The sequence below is a fragment of the Bradyrhizobium sp. 63_E2_N1_3 genome, from assembly GCF_052076005.1.
Taxonomy (GTDB): domain Bacteria; phylum Pseudomonadota; class Alphaproteobacteria; order Rhizobiales; family Xanthobacteraceae; genus Bradyrhizobium; species Bradyrhizobium barranii.
Map to the genome: position 1 here is coordinate 3,992,757 of NZ_CP197235.1, position 15,737 is coordinate 4,008,493.

Here is a 15,737-nt window from a genome sequence, read left to right on the forward strand (position 1 = left end):
CTTTCGACGGGGCCATGCCAACGCCATTCCGCCGGCAACAATCAGGAACAACACGATCACCGCTATCCAGTGAGAGATCATGCTGTCGTCGGAGCGTAGACGGTGAAAACGATCTCGAAATGCAAGGCTGCGATCATCTCGATAGCCTTGGCTGAGATGGCAAACTCTGTTGCATGCGGCTCACCAGCCGCTTGTATGCCCACATTCAGCCTGCGAAAGTCCAGTCGTTCCCTGATACATCTAAGGTCAGGTTGGAGTGTGCGGACAAACTCGATTAGGCCAAGCAACGTCTCTTCGAGCGAGGCGAACCGGTCGGCAAGCTCTATGGACGCATCGCGACCGTTGCGGCGAAGCACAACAACCTTGGCTTCAATCGGTTTCGCAAACTCTTCAATGTCGTGAGCGGCTCCACCTATGTCCAGGTCAACGTTCAGAAAGCTCGCAATGGCATCTTCGCTACCGGTCATTGTGTGCTCGCTCAAGGCTTGCCGTTCTCGCGCAGATCGTTGCCGCGCTTAATCTCCTGCGTGAGATTGTCGAAGACCTGCGCCAACGAGCGCCCATCCTTGTTGTCATTGACTTCCGTACCTGTCGCCCGTGCCACGCAATCGCGCTACAGCCGAGCACGAGCGGAAGGAAAGATACAATCAAGCTCACGTACCAAGGGACGTCGTTGCCCACAATCCAGAAACCCCCGCCGATTGTCTCGGGACCTTCATTGCAACCTATGATAACTAATGAAATTTGTGCACTACTCTCAAGATTTGTTGGTTAAGCAATCCTGATGACAAGGATGTCCGCTATTGGGTTCATGAGCCGTCTAGCTTTGATGTCGTATTCGGCACGCATAGCGGGCGGGGTCATCCTGGAAGCGCGCTTGGCTCTTACACCATGGCCTGGCGCATCGGCGTGGCGCTCGGACTTGCCCGCGGCATCATCCGCGTTGCGTTCGCGCTGATCCGGCCGTCGCAGCCGCCGGCGCCGGTGTTGCGGACGGCGTAGCGGGCAGCTTGGGAGCTCACAGCGGACGCCGTGCTGTTTCTTCGTGATGGGGGCTTGTGAGCCAGAGCGGCCCTCAGCACCGTCATGTGCTGCTGATACCGGAGCTTAACCTTTGGTTGCTTACGTTACCGGCCTCAATCAACGCAAGGGACATGCAACATTCGGCGCGAATCTTAGCTGCCGCAATGGCTTTGTCGCTCAGTCAATCGGTGACGCCGGTGCTTAAGAAAGTGATCGTGGCGGCAGCGCTTTGCGGGGCGGCAGCAATCTCCGTTGCCCTCCTGGTGACGGATTGGCCTGTCCCGCATACGCGCCGGACTGGGTATTTCGATGTTACAACATCGGAAAAGGCGGACCTCTCGCACATCGACGAATGGAATCGCGCAGCCAAAGCCAAGTATGGACCGGATGCGTCGACATTTGCGTCGATGTCTTCCCATAAGCTGACATGGGTGGCCCGTGTCGGAGACAAGGTTGTCGAAACACGTCCCTTTGGATTTTCCGTGTACGGCTTCCTTGGCGTGTTCATGGTGTCGAACGTGGAGAGCTTTCCGTTCGAGCTTTCGATCGAACCAAAAGATCCTGTTAAGCCGGACAAGACGGTCGACAAGGTCAAGGCTAGCTTCGCGAAGACGGCCCCGGCGGAGGCGCTTGAATTTGGCAACCGTGACTGGCGGCCGGCTCACTGCCATTCCCCCAAACCACCTGAGTTCGGGTTTCCGTTGTACGCTTCGGACTTTCGTGTCGATACGAGCTCGATTTGCCTGATGCAATCCGATGGGGGACCGCATACCGCGTTGGTCGGCTTTGCACGTGTCGACGCCAGTTTCTGGGTGCGCCTGTTCTCCCGCAAGGTGTGCCGCATTCTGGCGGCATCCTGGGTCGAATCGATGATTTCGCAGCCGGATGCGAAACGTCCCGATTATGTCGCCTGTATGCTGGCGACAAAGGCCCGCGGCTCGGAGCGTGAGGTCATCGCGGCTCGCTTCTTCGAGGTCCGCGATGACAAGACTTTGGCGGTCTTCGACTGAGTTTCGGTGACCGACGTCGCGTCTTGAAGCTTCACGTTTCGACTTCCGCTTATGGCCCATCGTTGACATGGAGCGACTAGGTATCAACGTCGTCTTCTATGCGCATGGCGGACGCGACAATTCAGGAGCATACATCTACTTCTGCGCTCGTGCCTTGGACGCAACGCGGCGCTTTGGGGGCGCGCTGTCACAAGCGTCGGCACCCGAGGCGTCTCCGGCAGAACGACGAGCATGAAGACCCGAGGAGAGTCACGCGTTGGCCGTGACGCGTAAGGTGTCATGGAAAGTTCGAGACGCCACCTCGACGGCGCCTCGAATCCAACCGGGTCATCTGGCCATCCGTTCGAACTCCATCTGATCCGGTGACTTGCGGCTTAGCGTTACCTGCAGATATGGCGGTTGCCGTCCCACCCGAGGTAGGTGCTCGTCGCCGGATCGTAGGATCGATAACGCTCCGCGCAGGAACGTGAAGCAGTGCCATCTGCGCGAGCCATGGCGCTGTCCGCGCCTTGCGCAGGAGCTGCGCCATCCGGCAACTCGAGGCCCAGCCGACCGGCCGGCGTCAGCGTGCCGTTCAGGTTGCGATTGGGGTTCTCGGCCTCGTACGTATCGGGATGGCTGCTCGCAAAGCCGGATTGCGCGTAGGCGGCGCTTGCGGTCAGGCCCGACAACAAAGCCACGGCAGCGAGAATTTTAAGTCCAGTCATGGTCCATCTCCATCATTGCCCGGTGCAATCGTGCTGCCGGTGCGAGAGGAGTTGGATCGACATCTGCGCTGAACAAGCTCGCTTGATCCCATGCGCGCGACCTGACGCGATCTCGTCGTTCAAATGCAGAAAGAATCGTTTGCTTGCGGAACGCAAAAGAATGGTCCACCGCCGCCATGCTCTCGTGCCCCGGGCGCAGCGCAGCGTCACCTCGACGGTGCGCTTGCGCGCGACCGGCGGGCGACGCTGGGCTAGCTGCGGCCAGCGCTGGCCGACATCGGGTCCAAGTTCAACTGAAACAGAAAGCCAGCGGGCGGTATGGACTAGCGACGTCCTGATCGCTTGAGTTCGGCGACCTTAAACCTGTTGCCGGCGGCCAGGCTGCTGCAAAACCAGTGGGCCTTGTTTCGGTTTTCGCCCAGGAACACCTTGGTTTCAACGCAATCCAGGTAGGATTTATGGGTGATGGTGTCTCGGCACGTTGGCGAGAAAGGTCCATAGTTCGTACCGCCGCCCGACTCGCTGCATCCGACCCAGGGATCTTTGCCGCTTGGGAAGCTTGATGCACAGCCACCGTTGCAGCTGCTGGCGACTTTCTCCAGGCTGGCAATCCTCCCCATCACCGAACCCGGCGCATACGAAGGCGTGCTCGCGGTTGACGTTCGAGCGGTTGACGCAGTCCGACGCGGCGCCGTTGTGTTTGCTCCCCGCTCCGACACGTGCGGCTTTGCCACCTGTTTCGGCGCGTCGACCGTGACAGGGGGAATCGTGGCGGCGGAGCCAGTCGGGATTTGCGACGCTGCCGGGGCGCACAGCAAGGCAGTTGATAAGACAGCGACGGCTGAGGGCACGACAAAGCTTGACGAGAATTTCATGAGCATGTCCTTCCCAAATTCGGGACGGAGATGCCGCCCCGGTAAATGCACGGTAACATACATTTCGGATTGGGCAACCGAGGGTTGAAGGGGCATCTGCCTATAAACTCGCCATCCACACAAAGCGTGGCCCTCGGCGGAACGGCTCTGGATTGCTCCGTCGCAAGAGCTCCCCGCAACGACGGCGTGGAGAAGGAGCAGCGCGTCACTTCGGTCTCGTGCCCCGACAGGAGAGGGCACAAATAAAAACGGGGCCGTGAGGCCCCGTCAAAAGTCCGTAGCTTATTCCGCGATCTTACTTGATCTTCTTACTTGATCTTGGCTTCGCGAAATTCGACGTGCTTGCGCGCGACCGGATCGTACTTCTTCTTGACCAGCTTGTCGGTCATGGTGCGCGAATTCTTCTTGGCGACGTAGTAGAAGCCGGTGTCAGCCGAGGACACGAGCTTGACCTTGATGGTGACCGCTTTGGCCATGTTCAGAACCTCAGGAATGAAGGGAATCTGGAGCCGGCCAAACGGCCCGCGTTGGCCGGCAACCTAGCCAGAAACCGCCTGATGTCAAGGTTTCGAAGCGTTTTCGAGCGAAGTGGGCACCGGTTCGCGTCAAGAAAACGCGTCAAAAACAACAACCTAGAGCCCCGAACGGGGCTCTAGGGCGGAAAACCACCCAAAACGGTCCCATTACGCCTCGAAGAACCGGTTTTTCGGCCGCGGCAGGCCCAGATTCTCCCTCAAAGTGGCCCCTTCATACTCTTTGCGGAAAATCCCGCGCCGCTGCAGCTCCGGCACCACCTTGTCGACGAAATCGTCGAGGCCGGCGGGCAGGAACGGGAACATGATGTTGAAGCCGTCGGAGCCGCGCCCGACCAGCCATTCCTCCATCTGGTCGGCGATGGTCTTGGCCGTGCCGACGAAGGACAGCCCGCCATAGCCGCCGACGCGCTGGGCGAGCTGGCGCACGGTGAGCTTGTCGCGCCTGGCGAGGTCGACCATGCGCTGGCGGCCGCTCTTGCTGGCGTTGGTCTCCGGAATCTCCGGCAGTTGTCCGTCCGGATCGAAGCCCGAGGCATCCGTGCCGAGGATGACCGAGAGCGAGGCGATGGCGCTGTCGTAATGCACGCGGCTGTCGAGCAGCGCGCGCTTCTCCTTGGCCTCATCGACGCTGTCGCCGACCACGACGAAGGCGCCGGGAAGAATCTTGAGATGTTCAGGATCGCGGCCGATCTTCTCCATGCGGCCCTTGATGTCGGCATAGAGTTTCTGGCCGTCGGCGAGGGGGCCGCCGCCGGTGAACACAGCTTCCGCCGTCTCTGCCGCAAGCTGCCTGCCGTCCTCCGATGCGCCGGCCTGCACGATCACCGGCCAGCCCTGCACGGGCCTCGCGATGTTGAGGGGGCCGCGCACCTTCAGATATTTGCCGTTGTGGTCGAGCACGTGCATCTTCGCGGGATCGACGAACACGCCGCTTTCGACGTCGCGCACGAAGGCGTCGTCGGCGAAGGAATCCCAGAGGCCCGTGACCACGTCGTAGAACTCGCGGGCGCGCTTGTAGCGCTCGGCATGCTCCATGTGGTCGTCGAGGCCGAAATTCAGCGCCGCGTCTGGATTCGAGGTGGTGACGATGTTCCAGCCCGCGCGCCCGCCGCTGAGATGGTCGAGCGAGGCGAAGCGGCGCGCCACGTGGTAGGGCTCGTCAAACGTCGTCGAGCCCGTCGCGATCAGGCCGATGCGCTCGGTGACGGCGGACAGCGCCGACAGCAGCGTGAATGGCTCGAACGAGGTCACGGTGTGGCTGCGCTTGAGCGCATTGACCGGCATGTTCAGCACGGCAAGGTGGTCCGCCATGAAGAAGGCATCGAACTTGCCGGCCTCGAGCTTCTGGATCAGCGTCTTGATATGGCCGAAGTTGAAATTGGCGTCCGGCCAGGCCCCGGGATAGCGCCAGGCGCCGGTGTGGATGCTGATCGGGCGCATGAACGCGCCAAGCTTGAGTTGCCGTTGTGCCATTGCCCCGTATCCGTTCTGGGTGTCGTTGGGGAAGACATAGGGACGCCTGGGAACTCCGCCATCGGGGGAGGCGGGAAGATTTTTTCGTTTTTTGATCGACTCTCAGCATGTTCGCGTCATTCCGGGGCGCCGCGCGGAGCCGTGAGCTCAGATGCGCAATTGCGCATCTGAGAAGCCCATCAAGCCGCAGACACTGATGCGAGGAAGCTACTGCCCCCGCGCCCTTTGATCGAAGGCGCTCAGCACTGCGAGCGTCATCGCGGTGACGCCGGTCCGGATGGTCGGTTTCGGCACCGGGGCGAATTGCGGCGAGTGGTTGCCGGGAAGCGGCGGGCCGCTGCCGTTACGCGCGGCGGCGACGCGGTCGGGCTCATAGACGCCGATGTTGAAGAACATCGAAGGCACGCCGGCGTCGACATATTCTGAATAGTCCTCGCTGGTCGTGTTTGCCGGGCTGACGTTGAACTTGTCGCCGAAGGCCACTTTCAGCACTCGCTCGGCCTGGCCGACGACAGCGGCATCGTTCATCACCGCCTTGGTCCCCTCGTCGAGATGGATTTCGGGCGCCGGCGCATCCGCCATCGCCGCCACCGCCTTCGCCGTCCGCTCGATCCCAGTCAGCATCCTGGCGCGCACCTGCGGCTTGAAGCTGCGGATCGTGCCGATCACCCTGGCCTCGTCGGGAATGATGTTGCCGGCGGTGCCGGCGTGGATCGCGCCGATGGTGACGAGGCCGAATTCGGTCGGGTCCTTTTCGCGGCTGATCACGCTCTGCACGTCGACGACGAAGCGGGATGCCATCATCACGGGATCGATGGTCGCCTGCGGTATCGCACCATGGCCGCCGCGGCCAACGAATCTGATGAAGAGACCGTCAACATTCGACGATCCGACCCCGACCCTATAGGTCACGGAGCCGTAGGCTCCACCGCCGTCGTGCAGGGCAAAACCCGCGTCGGGCTTCGGAAAGCGGGTGAACAGGCCATCGTCGATCATCGCCTTTGCGCCCGTGACCTCTTCCTCGGCGGGCTGCGCGATGAACATCAACGTACCGTGCCACTGGTCCTTTATGCCGACCAGGGTCTTCGCTGTGCCGACCCAGCTCGCCATGTGGATGTCATGGCCGCAGCTATGGGCGACGAATGTCTCGCGGCCCTGCCAGATCTGCTTGTCGCGGCTGGCATAGGGCAGGCCGGTCTTCTCCTCCATCGGCAGCGCGTCGAGCTCGGTGCGAACCATGATGGTGGGACCGTCGCCGTTCCTGTAGATGGCAACAAGGCCGGTCTTTCCGACGTGCTCGGTGACCTCAAAGCCAATCGCACCCATCTCGGCGGCGAGTTTCGCCGCGGTCTTCACTTCCTGGTAGGCAACCTCGGGATGGGCGTGGATGTCCTTGTAGAGCGCGTCGAGCTTCGGGTATTCGCTCTCGAAGGAGGTCTCGATCGTTTGCTTCAATCTGGCGACGTCGAGCTCCGCATGGGCGGGCGTCGAGAGCAGGCCGCACAACGCCACGGAAGCGAGCAGAGGCCTTACGAACCACGTCATCCGATTCTCCAGTCGTTTAAGCACCCGTTCCCTCACCTAGCACATCTCGTCGCATCCTGCCGCGATAGAAATGGAAGAACTGCACCGGCGCATCGGGGCGTCTCTTCGAACCAATCCGCCTCTCGCTTCGACCAAGCCATGACCTCGTGAGGAGACCCGACATGGCAGGCGCAATGACCGTGGACGGCGGCACCGTTCGCATCGACCGGCCCATGCCCTGGGTCGGCCGCCTGCTGTCGCTGCCTCTGTTGGCCGCGAGCGGTTATCTCTTGTGGAATGTCGGCCTCGGCCTGCGCCAGGATTTTTCCGGCTTCGGCCGGCTCGCCGATGATCTCGTGCCGGTGCTGGTGTTCACGGGGTTGGGACTGCTCGTCGGCATCCCCGGAATGATCCTGCTGACGTACCGCACTTTCGTCGTGCTCAACGAGACGCTGCGCCAGATCGTCATCACCAGGCAGTTCGGCCCGCTCAATATCCGCAGCCAGCGCGATCTCGCCGACTATCACTTCGTCAGCATCACCGACGACTACGATGCGGATCTGACGACCTACGACGTCAATCTCTGCGGCAACAGAGGCACCGAGCCGATCACGCTTCAGAGCTTCACCAGGCGCGAGGAGGCGGACAAGCTCGCAAGCGAGATCGGCCGCGTCCTGAAATTGCCGGCGCGCGACTATGTCGGCACCGAGCCTGATGATTCCTGATTAGGTCCAGCCACGGCCTGTTGCTACCTGTTGCGGAAATTGCCATCCTCGCGGCCTCACACCGCAATGGAAGGCCATGACCTCAGCGAATAATTCCATTCCCGCGCTTCGACCGCGCGGCAAGGGCCACCAATTCCTGTTGTATGGCGACTCCTGTTCGGGCGTGCCGGGCGGATTGCACGAAAAGACCTTCGCCTCGGTCAATGCGGTCGTTCAACGCCTGAGGCCGCAGCCTGAATTCGTGCTCTTCCCGGGCGATGAAATCATCGGACTGACGCCGGATCCGGACGCGCTCCGCGCGCAGTGGCGCTATTGGCTGGATACGGAAATGGCATGGCTCGACCGTGCGGCCATTCCGATGTGGCACACAACCGGCAACCACACGACCTATGATTTGATGAGCGAGGCGGTGTTTCGTGCTGTGCTCGCGCTGCCGAAAAATGGGCCGCCGGGACAGGTGGGCCTCTCCTACTTCGTGCGACGCGGCGACCTCCTGATGGTGTTCGTCAACACGCTCTGGAGCGGCCTGGGAGGTGAGGGCCATGTCGAGCTCGGGTGGCTCGAAACAACGCTCAGAGAGCATGGCGATGCCCGACACAAGCTCGTCCTTGGCCATCATCCGGTGTTTCCGATCAACGGCTATACGGGGACGTATCAGCGCGAGATCGGCCACGAATATGCTCGCCCGTTCTGGGACATCCTGGTGAACGAAAACGTGCTTGCCTATCTGTGCAGCCACATCCTCGCCTTCGACGTGCAGGCGCATCGCGGTGTCCTGCAGATCTGCACTGCGGGCGCGGGAACGGCTCACAGGATGCCGGAAGGCGTCGAGTATCTGCATTGCATTCAGGCCGCGCTTGACGAGGAAGGCCTGCGTTATCAGGTGCTCGATACGGACGGCGTTGTCAGGGAGAGGATGGAATGGCCGCTGCGCGATCCTGATCCCGCTAAATGGAGAGAGCTGCGGCCCGGAGATGTCGAAGCACCGTTTAGCGGACGTGTGGAAAGCGGGCGCCGGATCGAGCTGAGGCTCGTGGGGCAAAGTGCTGCGACCGATGTCGCAGCGGTCCAGACGATTTTCACGGCTTTCGCGCCGGGTTCGATCGCGCCGTTCTGGCTTGGGCTTCGGGGACCGAGACAAACCCTGACAGCCATCGTTGCTCGTGAGCCGGGGCGAAGCCCAACCTATTGGTTTGGACCTGATCTTCCGGCGGGCGAGGGTTTCGATATTCACGTCGCGATCTACCCGGACATGGGCCCGGGCGGTCTCTTGTATCGTCGTCACGATTCCACGCGTTGGTCGTCCTTCACCTCTGCGACGGCGCGAGGGCTGGATCAGCTGGCGTGGCCGCAGCAATGGGCGATCGGCCACGGACAAGGTGGTAGCGAAGACCGCGCCTTCAGAGGTGCCGCGCTGAGTTTGCTGATCGCGTGAATGAGCCTGGAGAGTTCGGCGGCTGGATCAGCTCAAGATATCCTTCTGCATCTTGCCGCCGTAGAAATGGAAGAACGGCACCGGCGCATCGTGGCGGAGCGGGCCGGTGGCAAGGCGGGTGTCGAGCTCGTTGAGCACGTTGCGTGTCATCGGATGCAGATCGGCGAGCGGCTTTGAGCCGAGCTCGACCCAGACCAGCTCGACCAGCTCGGCATCCGCATGGATCACCCCCTCGACGCGGTGGGTGATCGCGGAAGCGTCCGCGGTGAAGAAGCGGGTATCGAAGCGCTTGACGCGGCCGGGCGGGGTGATCGCGCGTGCGATCAGGAACAGGCTGGAGGGATCGGGCAGCAGGCCCGCATCCGCGAACGGCTTCCAGGCACCCTCGAGTTTTGCTTTCCCCTCGGACTTGCGTCCGAGGCAGAGGCCGGTCTCCTCGCAGGCCTCGCGGATTGCGGCAATCGCAAGCGACTTTGCGCGCGAGGCCGGAGTCTTCGGGCTGCCCTTGGCGAGATTGGCTTCCAGCTCGGCGGTGATGGGTGCAGCACACGGCACGCGGTAATCGTCCTTGTCGACGCGGCCGCCGGGGAAGACGAACTTTCCGGGCATGAACACCACCTTGTCGTGGCGCTTGCCGACCAGGACTTTTGGAATGCTGCCGCTGCGATCGACCAGGATCAGCGTCGCCGCATCGCGGGGGCGGAAATAGGGATGGTGGTCGGCTTCCTTGCCCTCGTGGATCTTGGCCTTCTCGGCTCCCTGCGACGTATCCGTCATGTCCTCACCCAAACCGCTTTTTGATTATTTGCTTAGACCGGCGGAATACCATCCGGAGGGTTGTCGTCAAAGCCGTGCATGCGCAGAGCCCATTGCAAGCCGACCACAGCTCCCTTGACCGGCTGGAGCAGCGCGAGCGAGGCGACGAAGGTGAAGGGCAGATAGGCCGCGAAGCTGAGCCAGACCGGCGTGGTGTAGTTGGTCTCGATCCAGAGGATCGTGGGCACCACGATGTGGCCGACGATGACGATCACGAGATAGGCCGGCAGATCGTCGGCGCGGTGCGGCGTGAAGTCGAGGCCGCAGACCGAGCAATTGTCCGCGGTTTTGAGGAAAGCACGGAACAGCTTGCCCTCGCCGCAGCGCGGGCAGCGGCTGCGGAAACCGCGCTTCATGGCCGTCCAGACGTCGCGCTTCTCGACGAGGCCGGTCTCGCGCGTCCAGATCTTTGGGGCCGTGCTCGTCGTCACCATGCCTTGCCCTTCTGACCCCCGCCTTTTCCTTTGTTCTTGCCCTTGCCCTTCTTGGGTTTGCCGGACTTTTGCTTCGGCGGCTTGCGTTTTTTATCCGGACTGCGTCCAGGATGTGCCTTGAACGAGGGGCGGCGTTGTGGGCCGGGAGGCCTGCGGTCGCGCGGTGCGGTCTCGCTGGAGGACGACAGCAGCTCGAAGCGCAGCGCGCCCGCGATGGGGGCCGCTTCGATCAGGCGGACGTCGACGACGTCGCCGAGTTGATACATGGTGCCGCTGCGCGTGCCGACGAGCGCGTGCCGGCTCTCGTCATAGTTGAAATATTCCGTGCCAAGGGATCTGATCGGGATCAGGCCGTCGGCGCCGGTCTCGGCGAGCTTGACGAACAGGCCGGCGCGGGTGACGCCGGAGACGCGGCCCTGGAAGCTTGCGCCGATGCGGTCGGCGAGGTGATGGGCGATCAGCCGGTCGACGGTCTCGCGCTCCGCCTTCATCGCGCGCCGCTCGGTCACCGAGATATGGGCTGCGACCTCGCCGAGGCTTTCCGGCGTCTCGCTGTCGGGCAGGGCGCCTTCGCCGAGGCCGAGCGCGCGGACCAGCGCGCGATGCACGACGAGGTCGGCATAGCGGCGGATCGGCGAGGTGAAATGCGCGTAGCGGCGCAGGTTCAGGCCGAAATGACCGTAATTCTCGGCGGAGTATTCGGCCTGGGCCTGGGCGCGCAGCACGACCTCGCTCACCAGCGGGAAGTGATCGTGGCCTTCGAGCTGCGCCAGCACGCGATTGAACAAAGCCGGGCGCAGCGCGCCGCCTTTCGCGAACGGAACGTCCAGCGTCTCCAGAAACTCCGCGAGTGCGTGGACCTTCTCCAGCGTCGGCTCGTCATGCACGCGGTAGATCAGCGGGAGAGACTTCTTCTCCAGCATCTCGGCCGCCGCGACGTTGGCGAGGATCATGAACTCCTCGATCAGCTTGTGCGCGTCGAGACGTTCAGGCACGACGACGCGATCGACCGTGCCGTCGCTCTTCAAGAGGATCTTGCGCTCGGGCAGATCGAGATTGAGCGGATCGCGCTCGTCGCGGGCGCGCTTGGCGCAGGCATAGGCGGCGTAGAGCGGCCTCAGGATCGGATCGAGCAGCGGGCCGGTGGTGTCGTCGGGCCGGCCGTCGATCGCGGCCTGCGCCTGCGCATAGTTCAGTTTCGCCGCCGAGCGCATCAGGATGCGGTGGAAGCTGTGCGAGCGCTTGCGACCATCGGGGCCGAGCACCATGCGCACCGCGAGCGCGCCGCGCGGCTCGCCCGGCACCAGCGAGCAGAGATTGTTGGAGATGCGCTCGGGCAGCATCGGCACGACGCGGTCCGGGAAATAGACCGAGTTGCCGCGATCGAGCGCGTCGCGGTCGAGCGCGGTGCCCGGCCGCACGTAGAAGCTCACATCGGCAATGGCGACATCGACAATGAAGCCGCCTCTGTTGTTCGGATCGGGGTCGGGCTGCGCATGCACCGCGTCGTCGTGATCCTTCGCATCCGGCGGATCGATGGTGACGAGCGGCACGTCGCGCCAGTCTTCACGTCCCTTCAGATTGGCCGGCTCTGCCGCTTCGGCTTCACGCTCCGCCGCGGGGCGGAATTGCAGGGGGATGTCGTGCGCGTAGATCGCGATCAGGCTGATCGCCTTCTCCGACTTGACCGAGCCGAGCTTCTCCTTGACCCGGCCGGAGGCCAGCCCAAACGCGCGCGAACGGATGATGTCGACGCTGACGAGGTCGCCGTCCCGGGCGCCGTGCGTGTCGGCCGCGGCGATGTTCAGCTCGCGGTCGGCAGACTTCTTGTCGACCGGGACCAGCCGTCCGCCGCCTTCGGGCAGCTCGCGGAACACGCCGAGGATGCGGCTCTTCGTCTTGTCGAAGACCTTGATGATGTGGCCGCGATAGGCCGGACCTTCGTTCTCATCCGAGCGCTCGACGCGCAGCAGCGCGCGATCGCCGATTCCGGCCGCGGTGCCGGGCTTTGGCCGGCGCGGCATCACGATGAGGATTTTTGGCGGTTCGCCGCTTTCGACCTCGTCCCATTCGGTGGGGGAGGCGATCAGCTCGCCGTCGCTGTCACGGCCGGTGATGTCGGCGACCAGCGTCGACGGGAGCGCGTCCGGCTCGGAAACCTTGTGGCGTTTTTTCTTGATGGTGCCGTCGTCGGCGAGCTCGCGCAGCATGCGCTTGAGCTCGATGCGATCGGCCTTCTTCAGGCCGAACTCGCGCGCAATTTCGCGGGTCCCGACCTTTCCGGGATTTGCCTTGATGAAGGCGACGATGGCGCTCCGGTCGGGAAAGCCATGGTCATTCTTGCGTTTCACTTAACCTCTAATTCTTGATCTAGGTCTTGCCGGCACTCTTCTTGGCCGGAGCCTTGGGGGCGGCGGCCTTGGTCGGCGACGTTTTTGCGGTCGACGACACGGCGGCGCGCGCCTTGCTGGTGGATTCGGATTTGGGTTTGGCCGCCTTCTTGGCGGCCGGTTTCTTCGGCTTCGGCGCGGCGTCATCGCCGTCGGCGGCCTTCTCTGTAGCCTTCTTGGCCTTGGCCGGCTTCGCCGCCTTCTTCGGCTTCTTGCCGCCGCCCTTGGCCGCGCGCTCGTCGATCAGCGCGATCGCCTGCGGCAGCGTGACGGTGTCCTTTTCGAACTCGGCCGGGATCGTCGCGTTGACGCCACCTGCCGTGACATAGGCGCCGTAACGGCCGCTCTTCACCGTGACGGTGCCCAGCGTCGGATGATCGCCGATCGCTTTGCCGGGGTCGGCGCCGAAGCGGCGGCTCGGGCCCTTGGCGACCTTTTCCGCGATCAGCGTCACCGCGCGGTTGAGGCCGATATCGAAGACCTCGTCGCCGCTCTCCAGGCTGGCGTAGGTCTTCTCGTGCTTCACGAACGGCCCGAAACGGCCGAGTCCTGCCGTGATCGGCTGACCGGTCTCCGGATGCTTGCCGATCTCGCGCGGCAGCGACAACAGCTTCAGCGCAAGCTCGAGCTCGACATCGCCCGGCGAGGTGCCCTTCGGGATGCCCGCGCGCTTCGGCTTCTCGCCTTCCTCATAATCCTTCTGCTCGCCGAGCTGGATGTAGGGCCCAAAGCGGCCGGCCTTGACCCAGACATCGCGACCCGTATCAGGGTCCTGGCCGAGCGAACGGTCGGCGGTGGTCTCGCTGTCGGCGGCGAGCTGGCGGGTGTAGCGGCATTCCGGATAGTTCGAGCAGCCGACGAAGGCGCCGAACTTGCCGGCCTTGAGATTCAGCCTGCCGTTGCCGCAGCTCGGGCACTGCCTGATATCGCCGCCATCGGCGCGGGGCGGATAGATGTGCTGGCCCAGCATGTCGTCGAGCACATCGAGCACCTGGGCGACGCGCAGATCCTTGATCTCGTCGACGGCACCGATGAAGCCGGTCCAGAAATCCTTCAGCACCTGCTGCCAGGAGATCTCGTTGTTGGAGATGCGGTCGAGCTGCTCCTCCAGATTGGCGGTGAAGTCGTATTCGACGTAGCGGCTGAAGAAGCTTTCGAGGAAGGCGACCACGACGCGGCCCTTGTCCTCGCCGTGCAGGCGCTTCTTCTCGAGCTTGACGTAGCCGCGGTCCTTCAGGACCTGGAGGATCGAGGCATAGGTCGAGGGACGGCCGATGCCGAGCTCTTCCATGCGCTTGACCAGCGAGGCCTCCGAGAAGCGCGGCGGCGGCTCGGTGAAGTGCTGGGTGACGGCGAGCGACTGCCGCTTCAAGCCGTCGCCCGCACTCATGGCGGGCAGGCGGCGCGAATCGTCGTCTTCCTCGTCGTCGCGGCCTTCCTGGTAGAGCGCGAGGAAGCCGTCGAACTTGACGACCTGACCCGTCGCCCGCAGCTCCAGCGTGCGGGAGCCTGCCTTCGCGGTGATGTCGACGGTGGTGCGCTCGAGCTCGGCAGATTCCATCTGGCTCGCGATGGTGCGCTTCCAGATCAGCTCATAGAGTCGGGCCTGGTCGGCATCGAGCTTGCGGCTCATGCTGTCGGGGCGGCGCGACATGTCGGTCGGGCGGATCGCTTCGTGCGCTTCCTGGGCGTTCTTGGCCTTGGCCTGGTACTGGCGCGGGGCCTCCGGCACATAGGCGTTGCCGTAATCCTCGCCGATCACCTTGCGCGCCTGGGTGATCGCGGACGGATCGATCTGCACGCCGTCGGTACGCATATAAGTAATGAGTCCGGTGGTCTCGCCGCCGATGTCGATGCCCTCATAAAGGCGCTGCGCGATGCGCATCGTGTGCGCCGGCGCAAAGCCGTATTTGCGGCTGGCTTCCTGCTGCAGCGTCGAGGTGGTGAAGGGCGCCTGCGGATTGCGCCGGGCCGGCTTGGCATCGACCGCGGTCACGGCGTAGGCGGCCGCTTCCAGCGCCTTCTTGAAGTCTTCGGCTTCCGCACCGGTGCCGATGTCGAGACGCTGGATCTTCTTGCCGTCGGCGCCGACGAGGCGCGCCTCGAATGCGTCGCCGCGGGGCGTCAGCAGGGTCGCGATCAACGACCAATATTCGCGCGCGACGAACTTCTCGATCTCCAGTTCGCGGTCGCAGACCAGCCGCAGCGCCACCGACTGCACGCGGCCCGCCGAGCGGGCGCCCGGCAGCTTGCGCCAGAGCACGGGGGAGAGGGTGAAGCCGACCAGATAGTCCAGCGCACGGCGCGCCATGTAGGCGTCGACCAGCGCGCCGTCGATCTGGCGCGGATTCTTCATCGCGTCCGTGACGGCCTGCTTGGTGATGGCGTTGAACACCACGCGCTCGATCTTCTGATCCTTCAGCGCGCGCTTTTCCTTCAACACCTCCAGCACGTGCCAGGAGATGGCCTCGCCCTCGCGATCAGGGTCGGTCGCCAGAATCAGGCGGTCGGCGTTCTTCAGGGACTTGGCGATATCGTTGAGCCGGCCGGCCGCCTTGGGGTCGACCTCCCAGATCATCTTGAAATTTGCGTCCGGATCGACGGAACCGTTCTTCGCCGGGAGGTCGCGGACATGGCCGAACGAGGCCAGAACCTCGTAGGACGAGCCCAGATACTTGTTGATCGTCTTGGCTTTCGCCGGCGACTCCACAATGACGATATTCATGTAGTTCCAGTAGCTTACGGGGAAATTACGAGCCGCTTTCGATGAGATTCGGATCGGCCGTTTC

General features: G+C 63.3%; 12 protein-coding genes and 1 pseudogene. 4 read left to right on the top strand and 9 right to left on the bottom strand.

Annotated elements, in window-relative coordinates; all coding sequences use genetic code 11:
* Positions 1-77: 77 nt before the first annotated feature.
* Positions 78-467 carry a hypothetical protein gene (locus AB7531_RS18865; RefSeq protein ID WP_063982795.1) on the bottom strand — a complete coding sequence of 130 codons (390 nt, stop codon included), beginning with the start codon at positions 465-467 and terminating at the stop codon, positions 78-80.
* A 383-nt stretch (positions 468-850) separates the two neighbouring features.
* Here AB7531_RS18865 and AB7531_RS18870 point away from each other — a divergent pair.
* Both AB7531_RS18870 and AB7531_RS18875 read left to right on the top strand, forming a co-directional pair.
* Positions 851-1,002: pseudogene (locus AB7531_RS18870) on the top strand (MFS transporter); the annotation flags it as partial.
* Positions 1,003-1,187: 185 nt separating this feature from the next.
* Complete coding sequence (locus AB7531_RS18875; RefSeq protein WP_187388031.1) at positions 1,188-2,033, top strand: hypothetical protein; 846 nt, start codon at positions 1,188-1,190, stop codon at positions 2,031-2,033.
* Positions 2,034-2,413: 380 nt separating this feature from the next.
* Here AB7531_RS18875 and AB7531_RS18880 read toward each other — a convergent pair whose 3' ends face one another.
* The 4 genes from AB7531_RS18880 to AB7531_RS18895 all read right to left on the bottom strand — a co-directional run bounded on the left by AB7531_RS18880 (position 2,414) and on the right by AB7531_RS18895 (position 7,169).
* Positions 2,414-2,740 (bottom strand): BA14K family protein, encoded by a 327-nt coding sequence (locus AB7531_RS18880; protein ID WP_063982797.1) that lies wholly within the window; start codon positions 2,738-2,740, stop codon positions 2,414-2,416.
* Between the two features lie 1,183 nt (positions 2,741-3,923).
* Positions 3,924-4,091, bottom strand: a complete 168-nt coding sequence (gene rpmG / locus AB7531_RS18885) for a 50S ribosomal protein L33 (RefSeq protein WP_007603295.1) — start codon at positions 4,089-4,091, stop codon at positions 3,924-3,926.
* A gap of 207 nt (positions 4,092-4,298) precedes the next feature.
* A complete protein-coding gene (locus tag AB7531_RS18890; RefSeq protein ID WP_063982799.1) occupies positions 4,299-5,624 on the bottom strand; it encodes an LLM class flavin-dependent oxidoreductase in 1,326 nt (441 codons plus the stop codon).
* Between the two features lie 207 nt (positions 5,625-5,831).
* Positions 5,832-7,169 carry an amidohydrolase gene (locus tag AB7531_RS18895; RefSeq protein WP_441280032.1) on the bottom strand — a complete coding sequence of 446 codons (1,338 nt, stop codon included), beginning with the start codon at positions 7,167-7,169 and terminating at the stop codon, positions 5,832-5,834.
* Between the two features lie 161 nt (positions 7,170-7,330).
* Between AB7531_RS18895 and AB7531_RS18900 the strand changes: the two genes are divergently transcribed.
* Together AB7531_RS18900 and AB7531_RS18905 are read left to right on the top strand one after the other, a co-directional pair.
* A complete protein-coding gene (locus AB7531_RS18900) occupies positions 7,331-7,873 on the top strand; it encodes a hypothetical protein (protein ID WP_063982801.1) in 543 nt (180 codons plus the stop codon).
* Positions 7,874-7,949: 76 nt separating this feature from the next.
* A complete protein-coding gene (locus AB7531_RS18905) occupies positions 7,950-9,308 on the top strand; it encodes a metallophosphoesterase family protein (protein WP_063982802.1) in 1,359 nt (452 codons plus the stop codon).
* A gap of 27 nt (positions 9,309-9,335) precedes the next feature.
* Here AB7531_RS18905 and AB7531_RS18910 read toward each other — a convergent pair whose 3' ends face one another.
* The 4 genes from AB7531_RS18910 to topA are packed head-to-tail and all read right to left on the bottom strand — an operon-like array spanning position 9,336 to position 15,673.
* Positions 9,336-10,085 carry an NUDIX hydrolase gene (locus AB7531_RS18910; protein ID WP_063982803.1) on the bottom strand — a complete coding sequence of 250 codons (750 nt, stop codon included), beginning with the start codon at positions 10,083-10,085 and terminating at the stop codon, positions 9,336-9,338.
* Positions 10,086-10,117: 32 nt separating this feature from the next.
* Positions 10,118-10,558 carry a DUF983 domain-containing protein gene (locus AB7531_RS18915; RefSeq protein WP_063982804.1) on the bottom strand — a complete coding sequence of 147 codons (441 nt, stop codon included), beginning with the start codon at positions 10,556-10,558 and terminating at the stop codon, positions 10,118-10,120.
* Positions 10,552-12,909, bottom strand: a complete 2,358-nt coding sequence (gene rnr / locus AB7531_RS18920) for a ribonuclease R (protein WP_063982805.1) — start codon at positions 12,907-12,909, stop codon at positions 10,552-10,554. Before rnr ends, AB7531_RS18915 begins: the two co-directional genes overlap by 7 nt.
* Before the next feature lie 19 nt (positions 12,910-12,928).
* Complete coding sequence (topA, locus tag AB7531_RS18925) at positions 12,929-15,673, bottom strand: type I DNA topoisomerase (protein ID WP_063982806.1); 2,745 nt, start codon at positions 15,671-15,673, stop codon at positions 12,929-12,931.
* Positions 15,674-15,737 lie beyond the last annotated feature (64 nt).

Excerpts from the sequence above, each read along its gene's own strand:
- AB7531_RS18915 (WP_063982804.1), bottom strand. The coding sequence starts at position 10,558 with ATGGTGACGACGAGCACGGCCCCAAAGATCTGGACGCGCGAGACCGGC.
- topA (WP_063982806.1), bottom strand. The coding sequence starts at position 15,673 with ATGAATATCGTCATTGTGGAGTCGCCGGCGAAAGCCAAGACGATCAAC.
- AB7531_RS18895 (WP_441280032.1), bottom strand. The coding sequence starts at position 7,169 with ATGACGTGGTTCGTAAGGCCTCTGCTCGCTTCCGTGGCGTTGTGCGGC.
- AB7531_RS18905 (WP_063982802.1), top strand. The coding sequence starts at position 7,950 with ATGACCTCAGCGAATAATTCCATTCCCGCGCTTCGACCGCGCGGCAAG.
- AB7531_RS18890 (WP_063982799.1), bottom strand. The coding sequence starts at position 5,624 with ATGGCACAACGGCAACTCAAGCTTGGCGCGTTCATGCGCCCGATCAGC.
- rpmG (WP_007603295.1), bottom strand. The coding sequence starts at position 4,091 with ATGGCCAAAGCGGTCACCATCAAGGTCAAGCTCGTGTCCTCGGCTGAC.
- AB7531_RS18875 (WP_187388031.1), top strand. The coding sequence starts at position 1,188 with ATGGCTTTGTCGCTCAGTCAATCGGTGACGCCGGTGCTTAAGAAAGTG.
- AB7531_RS18880 (WP_063982797.1), bottom strand. The coding sequence starts at position 2,740 with ATGACTGGACTTAAAATTCTCGCTGCCGTGGCTTTGTTGTCGGGCCTG.
- AB7531_RS18910 (WP_063982803.1), bottom strand. The coding sequence starts at position 10,085 with ATGACGGATACGTCGCAGGGAGCCGAGAAGGCCAAGATCCACGAGGGC.
- AB7531_RS18865 (WP_063982795.1), bottom strand. The coding sequence starts at position 467 with ATGACCGGTAGCGAAGATGCCATTGCGAGCTTTCTGAACGTTGACCTG.
- AB7531_RS18900 (WP_063982801.1), top strand. The coding sequence starts at position 7,331 with ATGGCAGGCGCAATGACCGTGGACGGCGGCACCGTTCGCATCGACCGG.